This window comes from Haematobacter sp. (assembly GCF_032102465.1).
Classification (GTDB): Bacteria; Pseudomonadota; Alphaproteobacteria; order Rhodobacterales; family Rhodobacteraceae; genus Haematobacter.
The window spans coordinates 1-16,697 of sequence record NZ_DAMDHB010000024.1 but is presented as its reverse complement, the minus strand read 5'-3'; the positions used below and the strand labels follow the sequence as shown (position 1 = coordinate 16,697).

At 64.0% G+C, this 16,697-nt stretch carries 17 protein-coding genes; 7 read left to right on the top strand and 10 right to left on the bottom strand.

What is annotated here, in order from left to right:
* Positions 1 to 108 precede the first annotated feature (108 nt).
* Genes RT513_RS14240 through RT513_RS14210 form a run of 7 tightly spaced genes read right to left on the bottom strand, consistent with a single transcriptional unit; the run spans position 109 to position 6,450 of the window.
* Positions 109 to 408, bottom strand: a complete 300-nt coding sequence (locus RT513_RS14240) for a CcdB family protein (protein ID WP_290686892.1) — start codon at positions 406 to 408, stop codon at positions 109 to 111.
* Positions 408 to 641, bottom strand: a complete 234-nt coding sequence (locus RT513_RS14235; RefSeq protein WP_290686894.1) for a type II toxin-antitoxin system CcdA family antitoxin — start codon at positions 639 to 641, stop codon at positions 408 to 410. The genes RT513_RS14240 and RT513_RS14235 overlap by 1 nt, the downstream gene beginning before the upstream one ends.
* A gap of 59 nt (positions 642 to 700) precedes the next feature.
* The gene (locus RT513_RS14230; protein ID WP_290686895.1) at positions 701 to 1,753 is read right to left on the bottom strand and encodes a nitronate monooxygenase family protein; all 1,053 of its coding nucleotides are present in this window, start codon (positions 1,751 to 1,753) and stop codon (positions 701 to 703) included.
* A 59-nt stretch (positions 1,754 to 1,812) separates the two neighbouring features.
* Entirely contained in the window at positions 1,813 to 3,225 is a 1,413-nt protein-coding gene (locus RT513_RS14225; RefSeq protein ID WP_290686897.1) for a cryptochrome/photolyase family protein, read from the bottom strand.
* On the bottom strand, positions 3,222 to 4,391 hold the full coding sequence (locus RT513_RS14220) for a cyclopropane-fatty-acyl-phospholipid synthase family protein (protein WP_290686899.1): 1,170 nt from the start codon (positions 4,389 to 4,391) through the stop codon (positions 3,222 to 3,224). The genes RT513_RS14225 and RT513_RS14220 overlap by 4 nt, the downstream gene beginning before the upstream one ends.
* Complete coding sequence (locus RT513_RS14215; RefSeq protein WP_290686901.1) at positions 4,388 to 5,167, bottom strand: DUF1365 domain-containing protein; 780 nt, start codon at positions 5,165 to 5,167, stop codon at positions 4,388 to 4,390. Before RT513_RS14215 ends, RT513_RS14220 begins: the two co-directional genes overlap by 4 nt.
* Positions 5,167 to 6,450, bottom strand: coding sequence for an NAD(P)/FAD-dependent oxidoreductase (locus RT513_RS14210; protein WP_290686903.1), 1,284 nt, complete (start codon positions 6,448 to 6,450; stop codon positions 5,167 to 5,169). Before RT513_RS14210 ends, RT513_RS14215 begins: the two co-directional genes overlap by 1 nt.
* A 249-nt stretch (positions 6,451 to 6,699) precedes the next feature.
* Between RT513_RS14210 and RT513_RS14205 the strand changes: the two genes are divergently transcribed.
* From RT513_RS14205 to RT513_RS14195, 3 genes are read left to right on the top strand one after another with little or no spacing between them, the layout of a single operon-like run.
* Positions 6,700 to 7,221, top strand: a complete 522-nt coding sequence (locus RT513_RS14205; protein ID WP_088214719.1) for a sigma-70 family RNA polymerase sigma factor — start codon at positions 6,700 to 6,702, stop codon at positions 7,219 to 7,221.
* Positions 7,218 to 7,850, top strand: a complete 633-nt coding sequence (locus RT513_RS14200) for a ChrR family anti-sigma-E factor (RefSeq protein WP_290686906.1) — start codon at positions 7,218 to 7,220, stop codon at positions 7,848 to 7,850. Before RT513_RS14205 ends, RT513_RS14200 begins: the two co-directional genes overlap by 4 nt.
* Positions 7,851 to 7,853: 3 nt before the next feature.
* Positions 7,854 to 8,582 carry an SDR family NAD(P)-dependent oxidoreductase gene (locus RT513_RS14195; protein ID WP_088214621.1) on the top strand — a complete coding sequence of 243 codons (729 nt, stop codon included), beginning with the start codon at positions 7,854 to 7,856 and terminating at the stop codon, positions 8,580 to 8,582.
* A 2-nt stretch (positions 8,583 to 8,584) separates the two neighbouring features.
* Here RT513_RS14195 and RT513_RS14190 read toward each other — a convergent pair whose 3' ends face one another.
* Positions 8,585 to 8,986 carry a DUF2177 family protein gene (locus RT513_RS14190; RefSeq protein ID WP_290686909.1) on the bottom strand — a complete coding sequence of 134 codons (402 nt, stop codon included), beginning with the start codon at positions 8,984 to 8,986 and terminating at the stop codon, positions 8,585 to 8,587.
* A gap of 527 nt (positions 8,987 to 9,513) precedes the next feature.
* Positions 9,514 to 10,386 (bottom strand): rhodanese-related sulfurtransferase, encoded by an 873-nt coding sequence (locus RT513_RS14185; protein ID WP_290686911.1) that lies wholly within the window; start codon positions 10,384 to 10,386, stop codon positions 9,514 to 9,516.
* Positions 10,387 to 10,495: 109 nt separating this feature from the next.
* Here RT513_RS14185 and RT513_RS14180 point away from each other — a divergent pair, with 109 nt between their 5' ends.
* The 4 genes from RT513_RS14180 (at position 10,496) to RT513_RS14165 (ending at position 15,397) form a co-directional block, all read left to right on the top strand.
* On the top strand, positions 10,496 to 12,262 hold the full coding sequence (locus RT513_RS14180) for an SLC13 family permease (protein WP_290686913.1): 1,767 nt from the start codon (positions 10,496 to 10,498) through the stop codon (positions 12,260 to 12,262).
* Positions 12,263 to 12,407: 145 nt separating this feature from the next.
* A complete protein-coding gene (dctP, locus tag RT513_RS14175; protein WP_290686915.1) occupies positions 12,408 to 13,451 on the top strand; it encodes a TRAP transporter substrate-binding protein DctP in 1,044 nt (347 codons plus the stop codon).
* A gap of 79 nt (positions 13,452 to 13,530) precedes the next feature.
* Positions 13,531 to 14,094, top strand: a complete 564-nt coding sequence (locus RT513_RS14170; protein ID WP_290686918.1) for a TRAP transporter small permease subunit — start codon at positions 13,531 to 13,533, stop codon at positions 14,092 to 14,094.
* A complete protein-coding gene (locus RT513_RS14165) occupies positions 14,084 to 15,397 on the top strand; it encodes a TRAP transporter large permease subunit (protein ID WP_290686920.1) in 1,314 nt (437 codons plus the stop codon). The genes RT513_RS14170 and RT513_RS14165 overlap by 11 nt, the downstream gene beginning before the upstream one ends.
* 120 nt (positions 15,398 to 15,517) lie before the next feature.
* On the opposite strand, the gene RT513_RS14160 is transcribed toward RT513_RS14165, so the two are convergent.
* Positions 15,518 to 16,381, bottom strand: a complete 864-nt coding sequence (locus tag RT513_RS14160; RefSeq protein WP_088214627.1) for a fumarylacetoacetate hydrolase family protein — start codon at positions 16,379 to 16,381, stop codon at positions 15,518 to 15,520.
* Positions 16,382 to 16,697: the final 316 nt, after the last annotated feature.

Genomic DNA, 16,697 nt, shown 5'->3' with positions numbered 1-16,697 from the left:
CGCGGGATCGAGGGCCCGTGGGAAGTGGTGTTCCATCTATGTTCATGGCACATTGCCGCCACCAAGTCCAACCGGCAGCGACGTGTCCGTCAACCACAATCTTGTGGATCAAATACCTGACAGAAGCATGTCGAGGGCATTCGTGATCTCGGTATCCCGAGCGATCAGCGAGGCAACGGGCCGGCCAAGCACGGTAAGCGGAACTGCGGCCATGAACTGCGTCACCATCACATGCGGCATTTCCGCGATGTCAAAGAGCGGGTTCAGGCGTCGCGCGGGCAGGGGGGCGGCGTTCGGCGGGAGCAGGGGCACGACGACGCGGGTGTTCAGGCCGTCCAGCAGGTCTGCCTGCACATCCAGAAGATATCCCGCTCCGCCGGGGTTGGGATACACGTCGTAGCGCGCCATCAGAACTGCCGGAAACCGTCCAGCGGCAGTCCGTTTTCCACCACCCAGTCGTTGGAGCTTTCGATGGCCCGGCGATTTTCCGCCCGCCACGCCTCTGCCCGTGCCTGAGAGACGGCGGATCGCAGCCCCGCCTCTGCTGCCTGGGACAGGTTGACGCCGAACGACCGCGCCTCTGCCAGCAGGGCCGTGTCGATCGTCAGGTTGGTGGCTTTGCGGGCTGCGGAAATGGGCATGATATACCTCATGGCTCATGCGCATGATATATGCGCGCCCGCCTGAAAGGCAAGCGGGTCTATAACCCGCCCGCCCCTGTAACGAGCGCGCGCATTACTTCGGCGGCGTCCCCTTTCATGCCCCGTCCCGCTCCGGTTCCGGCCCATTGCGCGCCATAACCGGTCTCACCCCTCGCTTTGGCAGCGGCGTTGAGAGCTTTGCCCAGATCGTAGGCACGGGGATAGGCGGGCACGTCCGTTTCGGGAAAAGCTTGACCCCAGCTGGTAAACCGGTTGGTGAGACAGCGCGCGGGTCTGCCCGATATCACGCGGGTCATCTCCGTCTCTCCTCCTTTCGCAAGACGCTCACGATAGGCCTGATCGGCCGCGGATTCCGTGCATCCGACAAAGGCCGTGCCAAGTTGCGCCGCAGTCGCGCCCATGTCGAGCATCCGGCGAATGTCCTGCCCATCCATCAGCCCGCCCGCAGCGATCACCGGAAGGCCTGCTTCCCGCACCAGAAGACGCGTCAGATCATCGGTGGACAGGCGCTCATCAGGGCCATCGGGCTCGAACATCCCCCGATGCCCGCCGGCCTCCCAGCCTTGGGCGATCACCGCATGGAAGCCCGCATCGGCGATCATCCGCGCTTCGGAGAGCGACGTGGCGCTGGCGATCAGGACGAGGCCCGCATTTCGCAACGCTGCGATCTGATGCGGACGGGGCAGGCCGAAGTGGAAGCTGACGACCGCCGGGCGCAATTCCAGAACGACGCGCAGGAGATCATCTGTCTCGCGGAAGCTGATGTAGATCTCCTCCAGCGTGGACGGGGGAGTGGCGCCGAAGTTGGCAAAAAGCGGCGAAGCGGTATGGATCCATGCCGTCTCCACCGGTTCATTCCGGGGGACAGGACGGTGGCAGAAGAAATTGACGTTGATCGGTTTCTTCGTCAGGGCCTGCGTATCGGTGATGGCCTGACGGGCGGCGGTGGCGGAGGATGCTCCCAGCCCGAGCGCTCCGAGACCTCCCGCCTCCGATACCGCCGCGGCAAGCGCCGGGGTGGAGACGCCTGCCATCGGTGCCTGAAAGATCGGCAAGACGATGGTCATCTGGTTGAGTATGGATTGTGTCATCGGGGTCCTCCGCGGCGGGAGGATGCCTCGGCGCCGGAGCGCCCGCAATATCCGACGTCTCAGGAGAGGCGCCGGAATGCCTGATAGCTTTCCAGCGCGTGTTTCCGCCCCTCTGACACCGCATCATCCTCCCGCGGCCGCCAGAGCGGCGGTACAGTCCAGCCGGGGGGCAGAGTGTCATAATAGGCTTCCGCCTCAGCCGTCGGTTGCCTCGGTCCCGGTAGCCAGCGGGCGCGGTAGGCTCCCTTGGGATCGAAGCGTTCGGCCTGCGTTTCGGGATTGAAAATACGGAAGAAGGGCGACGCATCCGGCCCACAGCCAGCAACCCACTGCCAGTTCATCGCATTGGACGCGGGATCCCAGTCGGTCAGGCTTTCCTCGAAATGTCGCAACCCCAGTCGCCAGTCGGTGAGCATATGCTTGGTCAGCCAGCTTGCCACGACCATGCGGACCCGGTTGTGCATCCGGCCTGTCACGCGCATTTCGCGGAGGCCCGCATCCACCAATGCGATGCCGGTCTCCGCCCGCTCCCATCGGCGCAGTTCCGGCCCCTCGCCCTGCCACGGAAATCCACGCCATTCCGGTCTCCACGGAATTTGCGCCATATCTGGAAAGGCGATGAGCAGATGCCATGCGAAGTCGCGCCAGATCACCTCCGTCAGAAACTTCTCCACCTCGCCAGAGATCGCGGGATTCGACTCCGCTCGAAGCTCAGCGGCAGCCCAGACGGTGCGCGGACTGATCTCGCCAAGGGCCAGATGTTCGGAAAGCTCCGATGTCGCGGCTCTGTCAGGCCTGTCACGGCCTTCCGCATAACCGGAAAGGCGGTCGAGGAAGCCGTCCAGCCTTTCGCGCGCCCGATCCTCTCCGGCGGGCAAGGCGAAGCGATCCAGCACCGCTCGCCCGCGATGGAGGTCGGGCGCGAGATCGAGCCTTGCGATATCAATCCCCCTGACCGGCGGGTCAGCGGCGCCGAACCGCTGCGGAGCCTCCGGTTGTGGCACATCCGGCCCGAAACGGCAAAGGGCGCGGGCAAAGGGCGTGAAAACGCGGTAGCTCCCGCCCCCTGCCGTGCGAATGGCCGCGGGCTGTGCGAGCAGGTGCCCCGGATGAAGAACAAGTTCCACCTGCGGGGGAAGTGCTGCGCGGAGCCGGTCTTGCGTGGCGCGCGTCGCGGCGGTTGGGAAATCGCCCTGATGCACTCTGCGCGCTCCGGTCTGCTGGACAATGTCGGGCAGCAGGCGATCCGGCTCTCCCTCAAGGATCAGCACGCCCCGCCCGGACCGGTGTCGCAAGGCGCTGTCATAGCACCGCAAGGCCCGTTCCAGACGCCAGCGGCTGGCAGCCCCCTGCTTGCACAATGCGCGGTCGATGAAGAACACGACAAGAAGCGGCCCGTCCCCGATCGCCGCGAGGAGCGCGGAATTGTCCGTAAAGCGGAAGTCGCGGGTAAGCCACAAAAAGCCCGTCACGCCGGTCCCTCGGCATGGGTGAGCTCGACTTGAACCACGTCCGTGCGGCCCGTGGCAAACGTCGCGGCGCAGCCTTCCAGATAGAACTGCCAACTTCGCAGAAAGGCGTCGTCGTACCCGAAGCGGAGGATGCGTGGCCGCTCAGCCATCATGCGCCCGGCCCAGAGGCGGCAGGTTCGAGCATAATCCTGTCCGAAGGCAAAGCTGTCCGAAAGCGTCAACCCCGCCCGGGCAGCCTGCGCCGCAATCGCTGCCCGACAGGGCAGCATGCCACCCGGAAAGGCGTGCTGCCGGATGAAGTCGGACCGCTTCCGATAGGCCGGGAAGCTCGCGTCAGGCACGGTGATGGCCTGCAAGATGGCGCGCCCGTCGTCGGCCAGACGTGCCTTCAGGGTGGCGAAATAGGTCGGCCAGTAGCGCTCGCCCACCGCCTCGATCATCTCCACCGAGACGATGTTGTCGAAGCGACCAGCGGTGTGCCGGTAATCCTGCAATCTGATTTCGGCGCGCCCGTCCAGCCTCGCGTCGGCATAGGCGCTCTGGCTGGGAGATATGGTGATCGCCTTCACCCGCCGCCCGCGCATTGCAGCGGCCTCGGCGAAACTTCCCCAGCCGCAGCCGATCTCCAGCACCGTCTCACCAGCCGTCAGACGTGACAGAATACGGTCGTTCTTCCGGGTCTGCGCGCGCTCCAGATCATCGTCGCCCGGCGCAAAGAGCGCGCTGGAATAGCTCATGCCACGGTCGAGCCAGAGCTGGTAGAATTCATTGCCCACATCGTAATGCGCGCGGATATTGCGCGCCGAACCGCCGAGACTGTTCATGCGGGAAACACGGTCGGAAAACCGCATGGCCCAGCCGGGCAGCCGACCGGCCTTTGCCCAGGGCGCAAGGTGATCCATATTCTTCAGGGCCAGCGCAAGGACGTTTTCAAGCGACGCAGTTTCCCATTGCCGGTCTATCCAGCTTTCGCCCAGACCAACGTCGCCCCGTCTTGCGAGCCGCGGAAGAAAGCTCCAGTCCCGTACCTCCAGATCGGCCTCCGGCCCGGCGCTGCCGAAGCGAAGCACCGCTCCCTCCGGCGTGGTAAGGGTCAGACGACCGTGCGAAATGCCTTCGAGAGAGGAGAGGAACCGATTTTTCAGCAGGCCTGTCGCGAAGGTCATCGGCTGATCTCCTTCTCCGGCGCAGAGGGAGGGGGGCGGTAGCGGGCGCCTTTCCGCTTCAGGCGCAGCGCATGCCAGTAGATCAGTGCTAGAACCCGCAAGCCACCGCCCGGCCTGTGGAGCGCAACCCACATGACCGCCCGGTTGGTGAGCGGTGAAAGCGGGCCCGCCATAGCAGCCTCCAGCCCTTCGGCGCCGTCGATCTGCCGGATGCGGATCGCCAGCCTGTCCGGCAGCCCCCCGAAGCGGAAGCGGTATTCGCCGGCAACATCCTGAAAGGGAGACACGTGAAATGCCTTGGCCGCGCGGATCTCATCGTCGGGAGAAATGCTCGCGCCGAGGGGCAGGCAAAGATAGCTGTGACGCTGGCCGAAGGTATTGTTCACCTCGGCGATCGCAGCCAGCAGGTCATTTCCCCGCAAAAGAAGCCAGAAGCTCACGGGCGTGAACCAGTGACCGAGAAATCTCGGCTGGGTAAGCAGCGCAAGCACCATGCCCGGCCTGCGGTCGATACCCGCCGCTGCCAGTTGTTCCCATGCCCATGGGGCGCCCCGGCCCGCACCGCGTGGCCCCCCGTGATCGCGGTCGTAGAATGCCATCAGGTTGAAACCGTTGTGCGACAGGAGGCGCGGCCCCGCCATCGTTTCGGGCGCCATCAGAACGTAGTCCACCCGATAGGCGAAGGCATGGCGCGTGACACCACGGCGGGCATGGGTCACTCCTGCGCGCAGATGCAGCACCTCGCCCGAGAGCAGCCTGTCGGCCAGTGGCTCCATCAGACCTCCTCCGGCAGCAACTGGCGCGCGACCCTCAGGGCGCTGGCAAAGCCGTCTTCATGGAAGCCGTTGCGCAGCCACGCCCCCGCGAACCAGCTTCGCCGCTTGCCCTGAAGCCCTGCGATCGCCCCCTGCGCCGCAAGGGCTGCGCGATCGAACAGCGGGTGGTGAAAGACCGCCTCGTCATAAATGACACTGTCGGGCAGTTGCACCTGCGGGTTGAGCGTCACGAACAGGGGATCGCTTTCGGGAATGTTCTGGAGCCGGTTCATCCAATAGCTCACGCTGACGTTCTGTTGGGGGGTAACGCCAGCCTCCGTCCGATGGGTCCATGAACTCCAGCATCTGCGGCGATGCGGCATCACCCGTGGATCGCGATGCAACACCATCCTGTTCGGCTGGAAGCGGATGGACGAAAACGCTGCGATCTCCGCCGGATCCGCGTCGGCTAGAAGGGCCATGGTCTGGTCCGCGTGGCATGCGAAAATCACGTGATCGTAGGTTTCGGAAAGCGCACCCTCGCCCCTCACCGTCACGGCATCCTGCCCCCGTGTGACCGAGCGAACAGGTGTCCCGGGCCGCATTTCAACGCCATGGCTCCGCAGGCTTTCGATCAGTCGCGAGAGATACTCGGTGCTGCCCCCTGAGACGGTCCACCACTGATGCTGTCCGCGCGGGGCCATCAACGCGTGATTACGCAGAAACCGCAGCAGCGCTTCTGCCGGGAACGCATCGATTCCAGCCGGTGGAGTGGACCAGATGGCACCGCAGAGCGGATAGAGGTAATGCTCCCGGAAGCGCCGCCCGAGCCGAAGACGCGCCAGCAACTCACCTATCGTCATATCGGCTGTGACGGGAAGATCTGCCGCCTGCCGGTTGAAACGGAGAATGTCCCGGAGCATACCGTGGAACCCCGGATCAACCAGGTTGGACCGCTGTCCAAAAATCGCGTTGCCGGAGCGGAGTGCGTATTCCAGCCGCCCGCCCTGCAACGATACGCCGAAGCTCATGTCGCTCTTCTCGACCGGCACGTTCAGATCACGAAACATGGCGGTCAGGTGCGGATAGGTCGCATAGTTGAAGACGATGAATCCGGTATCAACCGCTCTGTCGCCCCGTGCACCCGCCAGCACCGTCCGCGCATGGCCGCCGAAACGCCTCTCCGCCTCGTAAAGCGTCACGCGGTGATGCCGGCAGAGTGCCCAGCCACAGGCAAGGCCCGCGATCCCGCCGCCTATGATCGCGATGTTCGCCGGGGCGCCGCGGGTCAGGTCAAAAGGCATCGGAATCTCCTCTTCGCCGCAAGTTCTACGTGATGCGGGCGGGATCGGATCACCCCTTCCAAAGGAAATTTGCGGCGTATGATCCGAATGCTTGTCCTGCGCGTATCCAGCGGCATGACAATCGAAATTCCCATACCGATCCTCCGAGACACGAAAGGCTTGCAAGGCGCGGCTTTGTCGGGCCAGATCGTATGGAGAAGGAGGGGCGTGCATTTGGCAGGCGGACAATCCCCCGATCGGTCGGCGGAGATGACGCGGCTGCTGCTTGCCGTGCGCGACCGGCAGGACCGGCAGGCGTTCGGCGAATTGTTCGATCACTTTGCTCCACGGCTGAAGGCCATGCTGATCCGCAGCGGCCTGACCGACGGCAGCGCGGAAGACGTCGTGCAGGATGTCCTCCTCACCGTCTGGCACAAGGCCGCCCAGTTCGACCCGGGCCGGGCGGAGGCGGCGGGCTGGATATACCGTATCGCCCGCAACCGTCAGATCGACGTGCTCCGTCGCAGGCGCATCCCCATGCCGGATGAGCTGGGTCCCCCCGCCGACGACGCGGCACAGAGCGTGGCGCTTGCACAGGAGGCGCGGTTGCTCCGGGCCGCCCTCTCGCGGCTTTCTGCCGAGCAGCAGGAGGCGCTGGCGCAGGCCTACATGGATGATCTGCCGCAGAGCGAGATCAGCCATCGGACGGGCCTGCCGCTCGGGACGGTGAAATCGCGCATCAGGCTCGGACTGGAGCGGCTGCGGCATGAACTACGGGACCTGAAGCCATGACGCGGCAGATCACGCATCACATTCCGCTCGACCTGCTGCGTGACTGGGCGGCGGGGCGGCTCGCCGCCGCCTTCGCCACGGTCATCGCGGCCCATGTCGCGCTTTGTGATGACTGTCGCGCGGCATGGGAGGCCGAGGATCTGCTTGCCGGGGAGTTGCTGGACAGGCTGCCGCCCGTGCCGGTTAGCCTCGCCGCTCGCGAAAGGGTGTTTGCGGCGCTGGATCATGCCGTGCCTGTGCTGCCTCGGGAGGCGAAAGGGGTGCTGCCCGCGCCAGTGGTGGAGCTTACGGTGGCCGCTCCGCGGTGGCAGTCTCTCGGCGGCGGCATCCGGCAGCAAATCCTCCTGCCGGGGCCGGACGCATCGCTTCGGCTTCTGCATATTCCATCCGGGCGCAAGGTGCCGGAACATGGTCACGGCGGGCTGGAACTGACATTGGTACTGGAGGGCAGCTTCTCCGACAGCGAAGGGCGGTTCGGCCGGGGCGATGTGGAGTGCGCCGGCAACGACACAAACCATCAGCCGGTCGCAGGGGACGATGGGCCTTGTCTCTGCCTCGCGGCGACCGATGCGCCGCTGCGGTTCCGCGGATGGGTTCCCCGCCTTCTGCAACCGCTGTTCGGGATCTGAGCGATGACTTTCAGGGGCAAGCGCATCTGGGTGATCGGGGCAAGTGCCGGTATCGGGGCGGCGCTCGCCCGTGCGTTTGCGGCGGAGGGCGCGCGCCTTGTGCTTTCCGCCCGCGACGGTCCGGCCCTGAGCACGCTGGCCGAAGAAATTGGGGGGGCGCAAGTCCTCCCCCTCGACCTCGCCGCGCGGGAAATGCTGCCCGCCGCGATTGCCGCGCAGCGGGAGCTGTTCGACGCGATCATCTGCACGGCCGCCCTCTACGATCCCGCAAAAGTCGCGGCGCTGGACCCGGCACGGACGGAGATGCTTGTCCGGGTGAACCTGCTCGGAACGCTCGATGTTGCGAGGCTGACCCCGCCGCTCCTGCGAGACGGCGGGCAGCTGGTGCTCTTCGGCTCGGTTGCGGGTTATTTCGGTCTTCCCGGCGGGCAGGCCTATTCGGCGACCAAGGCGGCGATCAACAATCTGGCGGAGAGTCTGCGGGCAGAGCTTGCGCCCCGCGTGGATGTGCGTCTGGTTTGTCCGGGTTTTGTCCGGTCCCGTCTGACAGCGAAGAACGATTTCCACATGCCTGCTCTCATGGAGCCGGAGGAAGCGGCGCGAAGGGTGCTGCGCGGGCTCCGCGGCAGGGCTTTCGAGATTCATTTTCCCAGACGGTTCACCCTCGCGGTGAAGTTGCTTCGGGTGCTGCCCTATCCGATCGCCTTCCGCCTCACACGACGGATCGGGTGAGATCAGGCGAGCCGCTGGCTCATGATCGCGACACCCGCCCAGGCGGAGAAGCCGGTCAGGAACGTGCCCCACAGGCCGTCGATCACTACCTGTCGAACGGACCAATCCGCCAACGTTGCATAATTGGTCATCTCATAGGTGCCGTAGCAGAGGAACCCCAGGATCATCCCGCCCCAAAGCGCCTGCAGCGGCGCCTCCTGCCGCAGCGCCGGCAGCGAAACGAACCACAGAAGCCCGGCCACATAGGCCATGTAGAACAGCGCTGCCGGGACCAGCCTGAGCGGTTGGGCAAGAAGATGCCCCACATGCTGCTCGAACACCGGCCGGATGAGGAACCGGATGCCGAGGCTGTCCAGCCCGAGAAAGACGATGACGGTAATGACATAGAGGATGAGGGTTTGCATCGCACCGGCTCCCGAAGGTTCAGCACAAGCCATACGGCGCGCGGCCTGCGGCGGATCAATCGAGGCGCACCGATTAGTCCAACGCAGCGGTATCGGGATGACCCCAGTTGCCGCGGCATCCGCGAGAGCGGCGGAATGCGGTAAGGCGGTAATACTACCGGTCAAGCCCGCTTCAGAACGCATCTTCACAACAGGGGGTGCAGAATGGAATTCCCTCCCACGGCCAGTTTCTGGCGATCAGCGCGCGCGGATGAGGTCAGTTGTTAAGGAGGAGAGCGATGTTCGCCGGATGTCGATGGGACCGGTTTTTGACATACTCTCATCCCGTGCAGTCGCGACTTTCGGCCACCGGAATAACGACACCCGCGCAATCAGAAGCGCCGAACACCAAGATGCCGTCAGATCAGGTGATACAGGTTCAGCCGATGATCAGCAGATGTTTGCTGTCCCGATAAGAGCCATGTCGATCTGGGGGCAGCGGGCAATCATCAGGCCATCGCATCAGGCTGCCACGGCGCGTGCCGCAATCATCCCACCATCTGCCTCTGGCGATCGCGGAACCGGGCGCGGTCGGCTGCCGAATAATGGTCCCGACATTGCGGGCAGCTTACCCCATCCTCGAAGTCGGGATGCGCGCGGCCCTCTGCCGTCACCGGCCAGCCGCAGGCACGGCAGAGGGTGTGATCTCCGGGCGCAAGACCATGACCGACAGACACGCGCTCGTCAAAGACAAAACAAGCGCCTTGCCAGCGGCTGTTCTCTGCCGGAACCTCCTCCAGATACTTCAGGATGCCGCCCTTCAGGTGGTAAACCTCCGGCGCGCCTTCCTGCTTCAGCCAGCTTGTCGATTTCTCGCAGCGGATGCCGCCGGTGCAGAACATGGCCAGGGTCTTGCCCGCGAACTTCGCCTTGTTCGCCTGCCACCAGCCGGGGAAATCGCGAAAGGTGTCGATGCAGGGATCGACTGCACCGGCAAAGGTGCCGATCGCGGTTTCGTAGGCGTTGCGGGTGTCAATGACCACCACATCCTCCCGCGCGATCAGATCGTTCCATGCCTCGGGGGAAACATAGGTTCCGACGCTCGCCGTCGGGTCAACACCCGGCTGGCCCATCGTCACGATCTCCCGCTTGATGCGGACCTTCATGCGGCGGAAGGGCATGATCGCGGCGATGCTCTCCTTCCACTCCAGCGCGGCGCAACCGGGTATGGCACGGATATGGGCGATCACCCGATCTATCCCGTCGCGGGGCCCGGCGATTGTCCCGTTGATGCCCTCGTCCGCGAGCAACAGGGTGCCACGGATCCCCTCCGCCTCGCAGAGCGTGGCGAGCGCAGAGCGCAGCTCGGGCAGGGCTTCGAGACGGGTGAAATGGTAAAGGGCGGCGACGATCTGGGACATGCGGCTCTGTAAAGCTGCAACGCTTCGCGGGCAAGAGCAGCGGCGCAGTGACAGCACTGGAACCGGAAGCTATCCCTGCCCATTGAGCGGAACCGCCGCAGGAGAGATGATGACCCAGCCCCAGATACTCGCGTTCCTCATCCTCGGCGGCATGATGATCCTCTTCATCTGGGGCAGGCTCCGATATGACGTTGTGGCGATGCTGGCGCTGGTCGCATCGCTGGTTGCAGGCACGGTACGCCCGGATGAGGCGTTCCGCGGATTTTCCGACGATATCGTCATCATCGTCGGCAGTGCGCTCGTGGTGAGCGCGGGCATCGCCCGGTCGGGTGTGGTGGAGGTGGCACTCCAGTGGGTGGGGCGGCGGGTGACTTCGCTTCGCTGGCAACTGACGGTGCTGGTCGGATCCGTGACGCTGCTGTCCGCCATCGTCAAGAACATCGGCGCGCTGGCCATGCTGATGCCCGCCGCATTCGGCATGGCCAAGCGGTCGGGGGCATCGCCTTCGGTATTCCTGATGCCCATGGCCTTCGCGTCGCTGCTCGGCGGACTCATCACGCTTGTCGGCACGTCACCGAACATCATCGTTTCCCGGGTGCGGGAGCAGATGACGGGAACACCTTTTGGCATGTTCGACTACGCCCCCGTCGGTCTGGGGCTGTCGCTGGTGGGACTGATCTTCCTGCGCTTCGGCTACCGGCTGCTCCCGAGCGACCGGCGTGCGGCCGCGCGCGGATTGGGCGAGGCGGTATTCGTCAGCGATTACAACACCGAGGCGCGGGTGCTGGAGACTTCGCGCGCGGCGGGCGTGACTGTGTATGACTTCCTCTCGGACATAGACGGGGCACTGGCGGTCACAGGCATTATCCGCGATGGGAAGCGGCGCGCTACTGTCTTACCTGATACGAAGATCCTCGTGGATGACCTGCTGCTTCTGCGGGGCGCGCCGGATGCGCTGGAGGCGGCGATCACGCGCGGTCGGCTCGCGCTCGCCCGTCAGGAAGCGGGTCGCGTTTCGGCGGGCGTGGCTCTGGTGGAGACGGTCGTCGTCCCTGAATCGCTTTTGGTCGGGCAGAGTGCGGGGGGCATGGCGCTTCATGATCGGCACGGTTTGAACCTCATCGCCATATCGCGGGCCGGTCACCGGATGAGCGAGCGTCTTGGCGACACTTCGATTGCCGCAGGGGATGTTCTGCTGGTGCAGGGGCCGGAGGCGGAAATGCCGGAGCAGATGCGCGCGCTTGGCCTGCTGCCGCTGGCGCAACGCAAGCTCGGGCTTGGCAGTGTACGAAAGGCGCTGCTGCCCCTGCTGATCCTCGGCTCCGCCATGGCGCTGACCGCGACGGGGGCGGTGCCTGTCGCGGTCGCCTTCTTCGGGGCGGCGACAGCGATGATCGCCAGCGGCGCTCTCCCGGCGCGGGAGGCGACAGAGGCCGTGGAATGGCCGATCCTTGTCATGCTGGGGGCGCTCATACCGGTGAGCGAGGCGCTGCAGACGACGGGAGCCACGGAGCTCATCGGGACGCTGCTTTCGGACATCGCGACGGGGCTGCCGGTCTGGGGCGCGCTGACACTCATCATGGTGGCGGCGATGGCGGTCACGCCGTTCCTCAACAACGCGGCGACAGTGCTGGTCATGGCCCCGATCGCCGCTACCTTCGCCACCGATCTGGGCTATCGCCCCGAAGCGTTCCTGATGGCCGTGGCAGTGGGTGCGGGCAGCGATTTCCTCACCCCCATCGGGCATCAGTCGAATACTCTGGTCCTGGGGCCGGGGGGCTATCGCTTCGGCGATTACGCCCGTCTCGGCGCGCCCCTGTCGGTTCTGGTGGTGTTGGTCGGCGTGCCCCTTATCCTTGCCGTCTGGCCGGTCTGAGGGGCGGAGCGGCTGTGGCAATTTGTCTGCTCTGCCACGTATAAAAACAACGGTCTTGATTGGATGACAATTGTCAGGAATTATGGCCCGGACCTCGGCGGGGTGGGGGAGACATGCCCGTCAGCAGGTTTAAAGGGAGGGTCACATGACCGAGAACCGGGTTCTTCTGAACCGCAGGACACTGATGCGGGGCACGGCTGTCGGACTGCTTGCCGCCCCGGCGCTGGTCGGCAAGGGGCTGGCGCAGGGTGCCGTGACATGGCGTGTGCAGTCGCACTGGCCAAAGGCGTCGAGTTCGTTCAACGACAGCCTCGGCATGTTCGCCAAGGAGGTGGAGCGCCGGACGGATGGTGCTTTCAAGATGACCCTTCTGGGCGATGGGGAATTCGCCAAGGGCACCGATATCTACAATATCGTGCGGCGCGGTGTGGTGCCGATGGGGACGATCAGCCCCTCCTATATTCAGGACAATGCGCAGGCGGCGTCTTTCCTCTACGGCATTCCCGGGACGCTCAGGGAAAGTTGGGAGATGCAGCATGTCGTCAAGAACCTTGGTATCGAAGCCTTGGTGAATGAGGACCTGGCAAAAGAAGGCACGATGGCGCTTGCCGAAAAGGTGCTGCCGACGGAACTGACGCTCACCAAGAATGTGACCAGCGTCAGTGATTTTCAGGGGCTGAAGATCCGCTCATCCGGCACGATGATGGACTTCCTGTCGATGGCCGGTGCCGCGCCGCAATATGTTCCGGGATCGGAGCTTTATCAGGCGCTGTCTTCCGGGGTCGTGGATGGCGCGCATTGGGGGGCGGCAGTCGGCGCGCAGTCCATGTCGCTGTGGGAGGTCTGCAAGTATCACGTCAAGCCGCCCATCGCCCAGACCACGGATGCCTATGTCGTCAACCTCAAGGCGCTCGAGGCTCTGGACGACGAGATGCGGACCGCCTTCATGGACGCGGCCGAAACGAGGTTCTATCGCCGCTCCATCGAATACGTCCATGCCGAGGCCGTAGCGCTTTCGGAGGGGCAACGGGACAACAACCTTCAGGTCATCCACCTGCCCGACGAAGTGATGTCGATGATGGCGGAGGCCTCCAGAAAGGTCATGGACAAGGAGGCCGAGCGGGGTGAACGCGCGGCCAAGGCCGCCGATATCTACCGCGGTCTGATGACGGACATGGGCTACATCTGAGCCCTTTCAGGGCCGGATCCCGTCGAACGGGCGCAGCCGCCGCTGCGCCTGACCCCCCTTCACATCATGAGGTCACGTTATGCGGAAGGTCGCCCGTGCCGTCACGCAGCTCAATCTCTTCATCGGTCGCTGGGCCTCGCTCGCGATCTTCATCATCTTTGCGCTTTTGCTGGCGGACGTTGTCATGCGCTACATGGTCGGGCGCCCTGCGATCTGGACTGCAGAACTCGCGACACTGATTTTCGGCGTCTATGCGATCATCGCGGGTGGCAGCCTTCTGGCGCAGCGTGGCCATGTCAATGTGGATATCTTCTACGGCCGCCTCTCACCCCGCCGGAAGGCGCTGGTCGATATCGTGACATGGCCGCTCTTCTTGCTGTTCGTCTTCGTGCTGCTTTGGCAGGGCTACGACATGGCATCTGAATCCATCGCGGATATGGAGAGGTCTAACTCCGTCTGGAAAGCGCCGCTCTGGCCCACCAAGACCTTCATCCCGATCGCGGCCTTTTTGCTCTTTCTTCAGGGTCTTGTACGGTTGTGGTCCGACATTCTCGTTCTTCGTGGCCTGCCGGTCGACGAGGAAACATTCGGGGTGCCCGCGCCCCTGGGGCATGACGCGACGGAGGTGACCCATGAGCGTTGAACTTCTCACCTTCCTGTTCTTCGGCTCGCTCCTGCTCTTCGTGCTGATCGGCACGCCGCTCGTCTTTGTGCTGGGCGGGGTATCGGTGCTCTTTCTCTACTTCGAGATGGGGAGCGTCGGTTTCTACCTCCTCTCCTCCAAGATGTGGGAGACGATGTCCAACGCCACGCTCATGGCGATCCCGCTCTTTGTCTTCATGGCGACGATGCTGGAGAAGTGGGGCGTCGCCGGCGACCTTTACGACATGATGCACAAATGGTGGGGCGGCGTGCGCGGCGGCCTTGCCATCGGCACGGTGATGATCTGCGTGATCTTTGCGGCCATGTCCGGCATTTCCGGCGCAGCCGTGGTGACGATGGGGACCATCGCGCTGCCTAAGATGCTGGAGCGGGGGTATGACAAGAAGCTCGCCCTTGGCGCGATCAATGCGGGCGGTGGCTGGGGCATCCTGATCCCGCCGTCCATCCTCATGGTGCTCTACTCGCTCCTGACGGAAGTTTCTGCGGGGCGCCTGTTCGCCGCAGGGATTGGACCCGGGCTTTTGCTGTTCGTGCTCGTCAGCATCTATATCCTCGTCCGCTGCCTGATCCAGCCGCAGATGGGTCCGTCGCTTCCGAAGGAGCAGCGTGCGGACTGGGGCGAAAAGTTCCGATCGCTCCGCTCGGTCATCCTGCCGATCCTGATCGTGGTGAGCGTTCTGGGCGCGATCTTCGGCGGCTTTGCCACGCCGACGGAAGCTGCGGCCATAGGTGTGTTCGGTTCGCTCGTGGCAACGGCGGTCAACGGAAAGTTCACCCGCAGCGTTCTCTGGGACAGCGCCATTTCCACCCTGCGGTTGACGACGATGATCATGTGGATCCTGTTCGCCGCACATGCTTTCTCGACCGCCTATACCGCGCTCGGGGCCCAGACGCTGATCGAGCATCTGATGTCGTTCATTCCGGGCGGCAAATGGGGATCGCTCGCCTTCATGCTGGGCGTGCTGTTCATCCTAGGGATGGTGCTTGACCCGGTGGGCATCATGCTCATCACCCTGCCGGTGTTCCTGCCCGTGGTGCAAAGCTACGGCTTCGATCCGATCTGGTTCGGCATCCTCTTCATCATCATGATGGAGGTGGGCTACATGACGCCGCCGTTCGGTTTCAACCTGTTCTATCTCAGGGGCGTCGCGCCGCCGGAGGTGACGATGGGAGACATCTACAATTCTGTCATCCCCTATGTGCTGGTGACGCTGCTCGGTGTTCTTCTCATCATCCTGATCCCGGACATCGCGCTTTATCTGCCCCGGCTGTTCTACGGTTGATACATTTTCTGCGGCTTCCCTTCCGGGGCGCCGCGTTCCTTCGTTCGTCGCCGCGATGACACCTTCGGACCTATGCAAATCGGCAAACGCCCCCATAACGGGGCGTTTGCTGTTTGATCGTCAGGGCTCCGCGATAACGGTGTTTTCGATGGCGCCGATCTCTTCGATCTCGCAGCGCACGATGTCGCCAACGCTGAGGTACTTCGGCGGGTTGAAGCCGAAACCGACCCCGCCGGGCGTGCCGGTAAAGATCAGGTCGCCGGGCTGAAGCGTCATGGCCTTGGACAACTCCGCAATCTGATCCCAGACCTTGAACACCAGATGCTTCACATTGGAGTTCTGTCGCAACTCGCCGTTCACATAGGCGCGGATGGCCAGCCGATGCGGGTCGCCGATCTCATCTGCCGTCACGATGCACGGGCCGACCGGCGCATGCGTGTCGAAGGATTTCCCCAGCATCCATTGCGGAGTGCGCGTTTGCCAGTCGCGAACGCTCACATCATTGCCGATGGTATAACCGAACACGTGCTCAGGCGCGTCCGTCGCGCTGATGTGCCGGCCACCCCGGCCAATCACCGCCACGAGTTCCACCTCATAGTCCAGCTTGTCAGAGACCTTCGGCATCTCGATCCCGGCGAACGGACCGTTGAGCGCGCTTGGCTGCTTGCAGAACCACACCTGCTCGGTCGGGATCTGCAGGCCGATGCTTTTCGCCTCCTCGATATGGTCGGCATAGTTCAGTCCGATGGCCAGCAGCTTCTGCGGCCTGTCCACCGGGGAAAGAAGGGTTACGTCGCCCAGCGGAATGGAGCGCGCCTCCGCCACATGCTTAAGACGCGGGGCGATAGCGTCCCATTGGGTGATCAGTTCCACAACACTGGCGGGCGCTTCGGGCAGCACCTCATCCAGCGGAACGATGCGCTGGTCAAACAGCACCCCGATCCTTGGTCTCTCACTGTTTTGGGTGAAACGGACCAACCGCATGATGCGTCCTTTCAGTCTATCGCAATACAGATCACGCACCGCGACCGATCCTGAGAAACCAAGCCAAGGTGCTCCCGGCGAGACTTGCACATATCCTGCGGTGGAAGAAAGGCGTCCCGTCGCGCTCGCCCGCCCGTGGCGCTGATCTGACGCCATCCTCGCGATCAGGCGTTCGGGAACATTCAGCGCGGAAGGGGGTGTGCCAGCCATTCGCAATCACCGGGGTGATCGGGCGCAGCTCTTCTGGATCCTGCCGACGGGTTGTTGGTTTCCCCGCGGAACTGAGCCGGTTTTTCCCCCGGGAAGTGAGCCACCT

What these genes read in the sequence shown, in the direction of transcription:
- RT513_RS14240 (WP_290686892.1), bottom strand. Translation starts at nt 408, where the DNA reads ATGGCGCGCTACGACGTGTATCCCAACCCCGGCGGAGCGGGATATCTT.
- RT513_RS14235 (WP_290686894.1), bottom strand. Translation starts at nt 641, where the DNA reads ATGCCCATTTCCGCAGCCCGCAAAGCCACCAACCTGACGATCGACACG.
- RT513_RS14230 (WP_290686895.1), bottom strand. Translation starts at nt 1,753, where the DNA reads ATGACACAATCCATACTCAACCAGATGACCATCGTCTTGCCGATCTTT.
- RT513_RS14220 (WP_290686899.1), bottom strand. Translation starts at nt 4,391, where the DNA reads ATGACCTTCGCGACAGGCCTGCTGAAAAATCGGTTCCTCTCCTCTCTC.
- RT513_RS14215 (WP_290686901.1), bottom strand. Translation starts at nt 5,167, where the DNA reads ATGGAGCCACTGGCCGACAGGCTGCTCTCGGGCGAGGTGCTGCATCTG.
- RT513_RS14210 (WP_290686903.1), bottom strand. Translation starts at nt 6,450, where the DNA reads ATGCCTTTTGACCTGACCCGCGGCGCCCCGGCGAACATCGCGATCATA.
- RT513_RS14205 (WP_088214719.1), top strand. Translation starts at nt 6,700, where the DNA reads ATGACGCGGCTGCTGCTTGCCGTGCGCGACCGGCAGGACCGGCAGGCG.
- RT513_RS14200 (WP_290686906.1), top strand. Translation starts at nt 7,218, where the DNA reads ATGACGCGGCAGATCACGCATCACATTCCGCTCGACCTGCTGCGTGAC.
- RT513_RS14195 (WP_088214621.1), top strand. Translation starts at nt 7,854, where the DNA reads ATGACTTTCAGGGGCAAGCGCATCTGGGTGATCGGGGCAAGTGCCGGT.
- RT513_RS14190 (WP_290686909.1), bottom strand. Translation starts at nt 8,986, where the DNA reads ATGCAAACCCTCATCCTCTATGTCATTACCGTCATCGTCTTTCTCGGG.
- RT513_RS14185 (WP_290686911.1), bottom strand. Translation starts at nt 10,386, where the DNA reads ATGTCCCAGATCGTCGCCGCCCTTTACCATTTCACCCGTCTCGAAGCC.
- RT513_RS14180 (WP_290686913.1), top strand. Translation starts at nt 10,496, where the DNA reads ATGACCCAGCCCCAGATACTCGCGTTCCTCATCCTCGGCGGCATGATG.
- dctP (WP_290686915.1), top strand. Translation starts at nt 12,408, where the DNA reads ATGACCGAGAACCGGGTTCTTCTGAACCGCAGGACACTGATGCGGGGC.
- RT513_RS14170 (WP_290686918.1), top strand. Translation starts at nt 13,531, where the DNA reads ATGCGGAAGGTCGCCCGTGCCGTCACGCAGCTCAATCTCTTCATCGGT.
- RT513_RS14165 (WP_290686920.1), top strand. Translation starts at nt 14,084, where the DNA reads ATGAGCGTTGAACTTCTCACCTTCCTGTTCTTCGGCTCGCTCCTGCTC.
- RT513_RS14160 (WP_088214627.1), bottom strand. Translation starts at nt 16,381, where the DNA reads ATGCGGTTGGTCCGTTTCACCCAAAACAGTGAGAGACCAAGGATCGGG.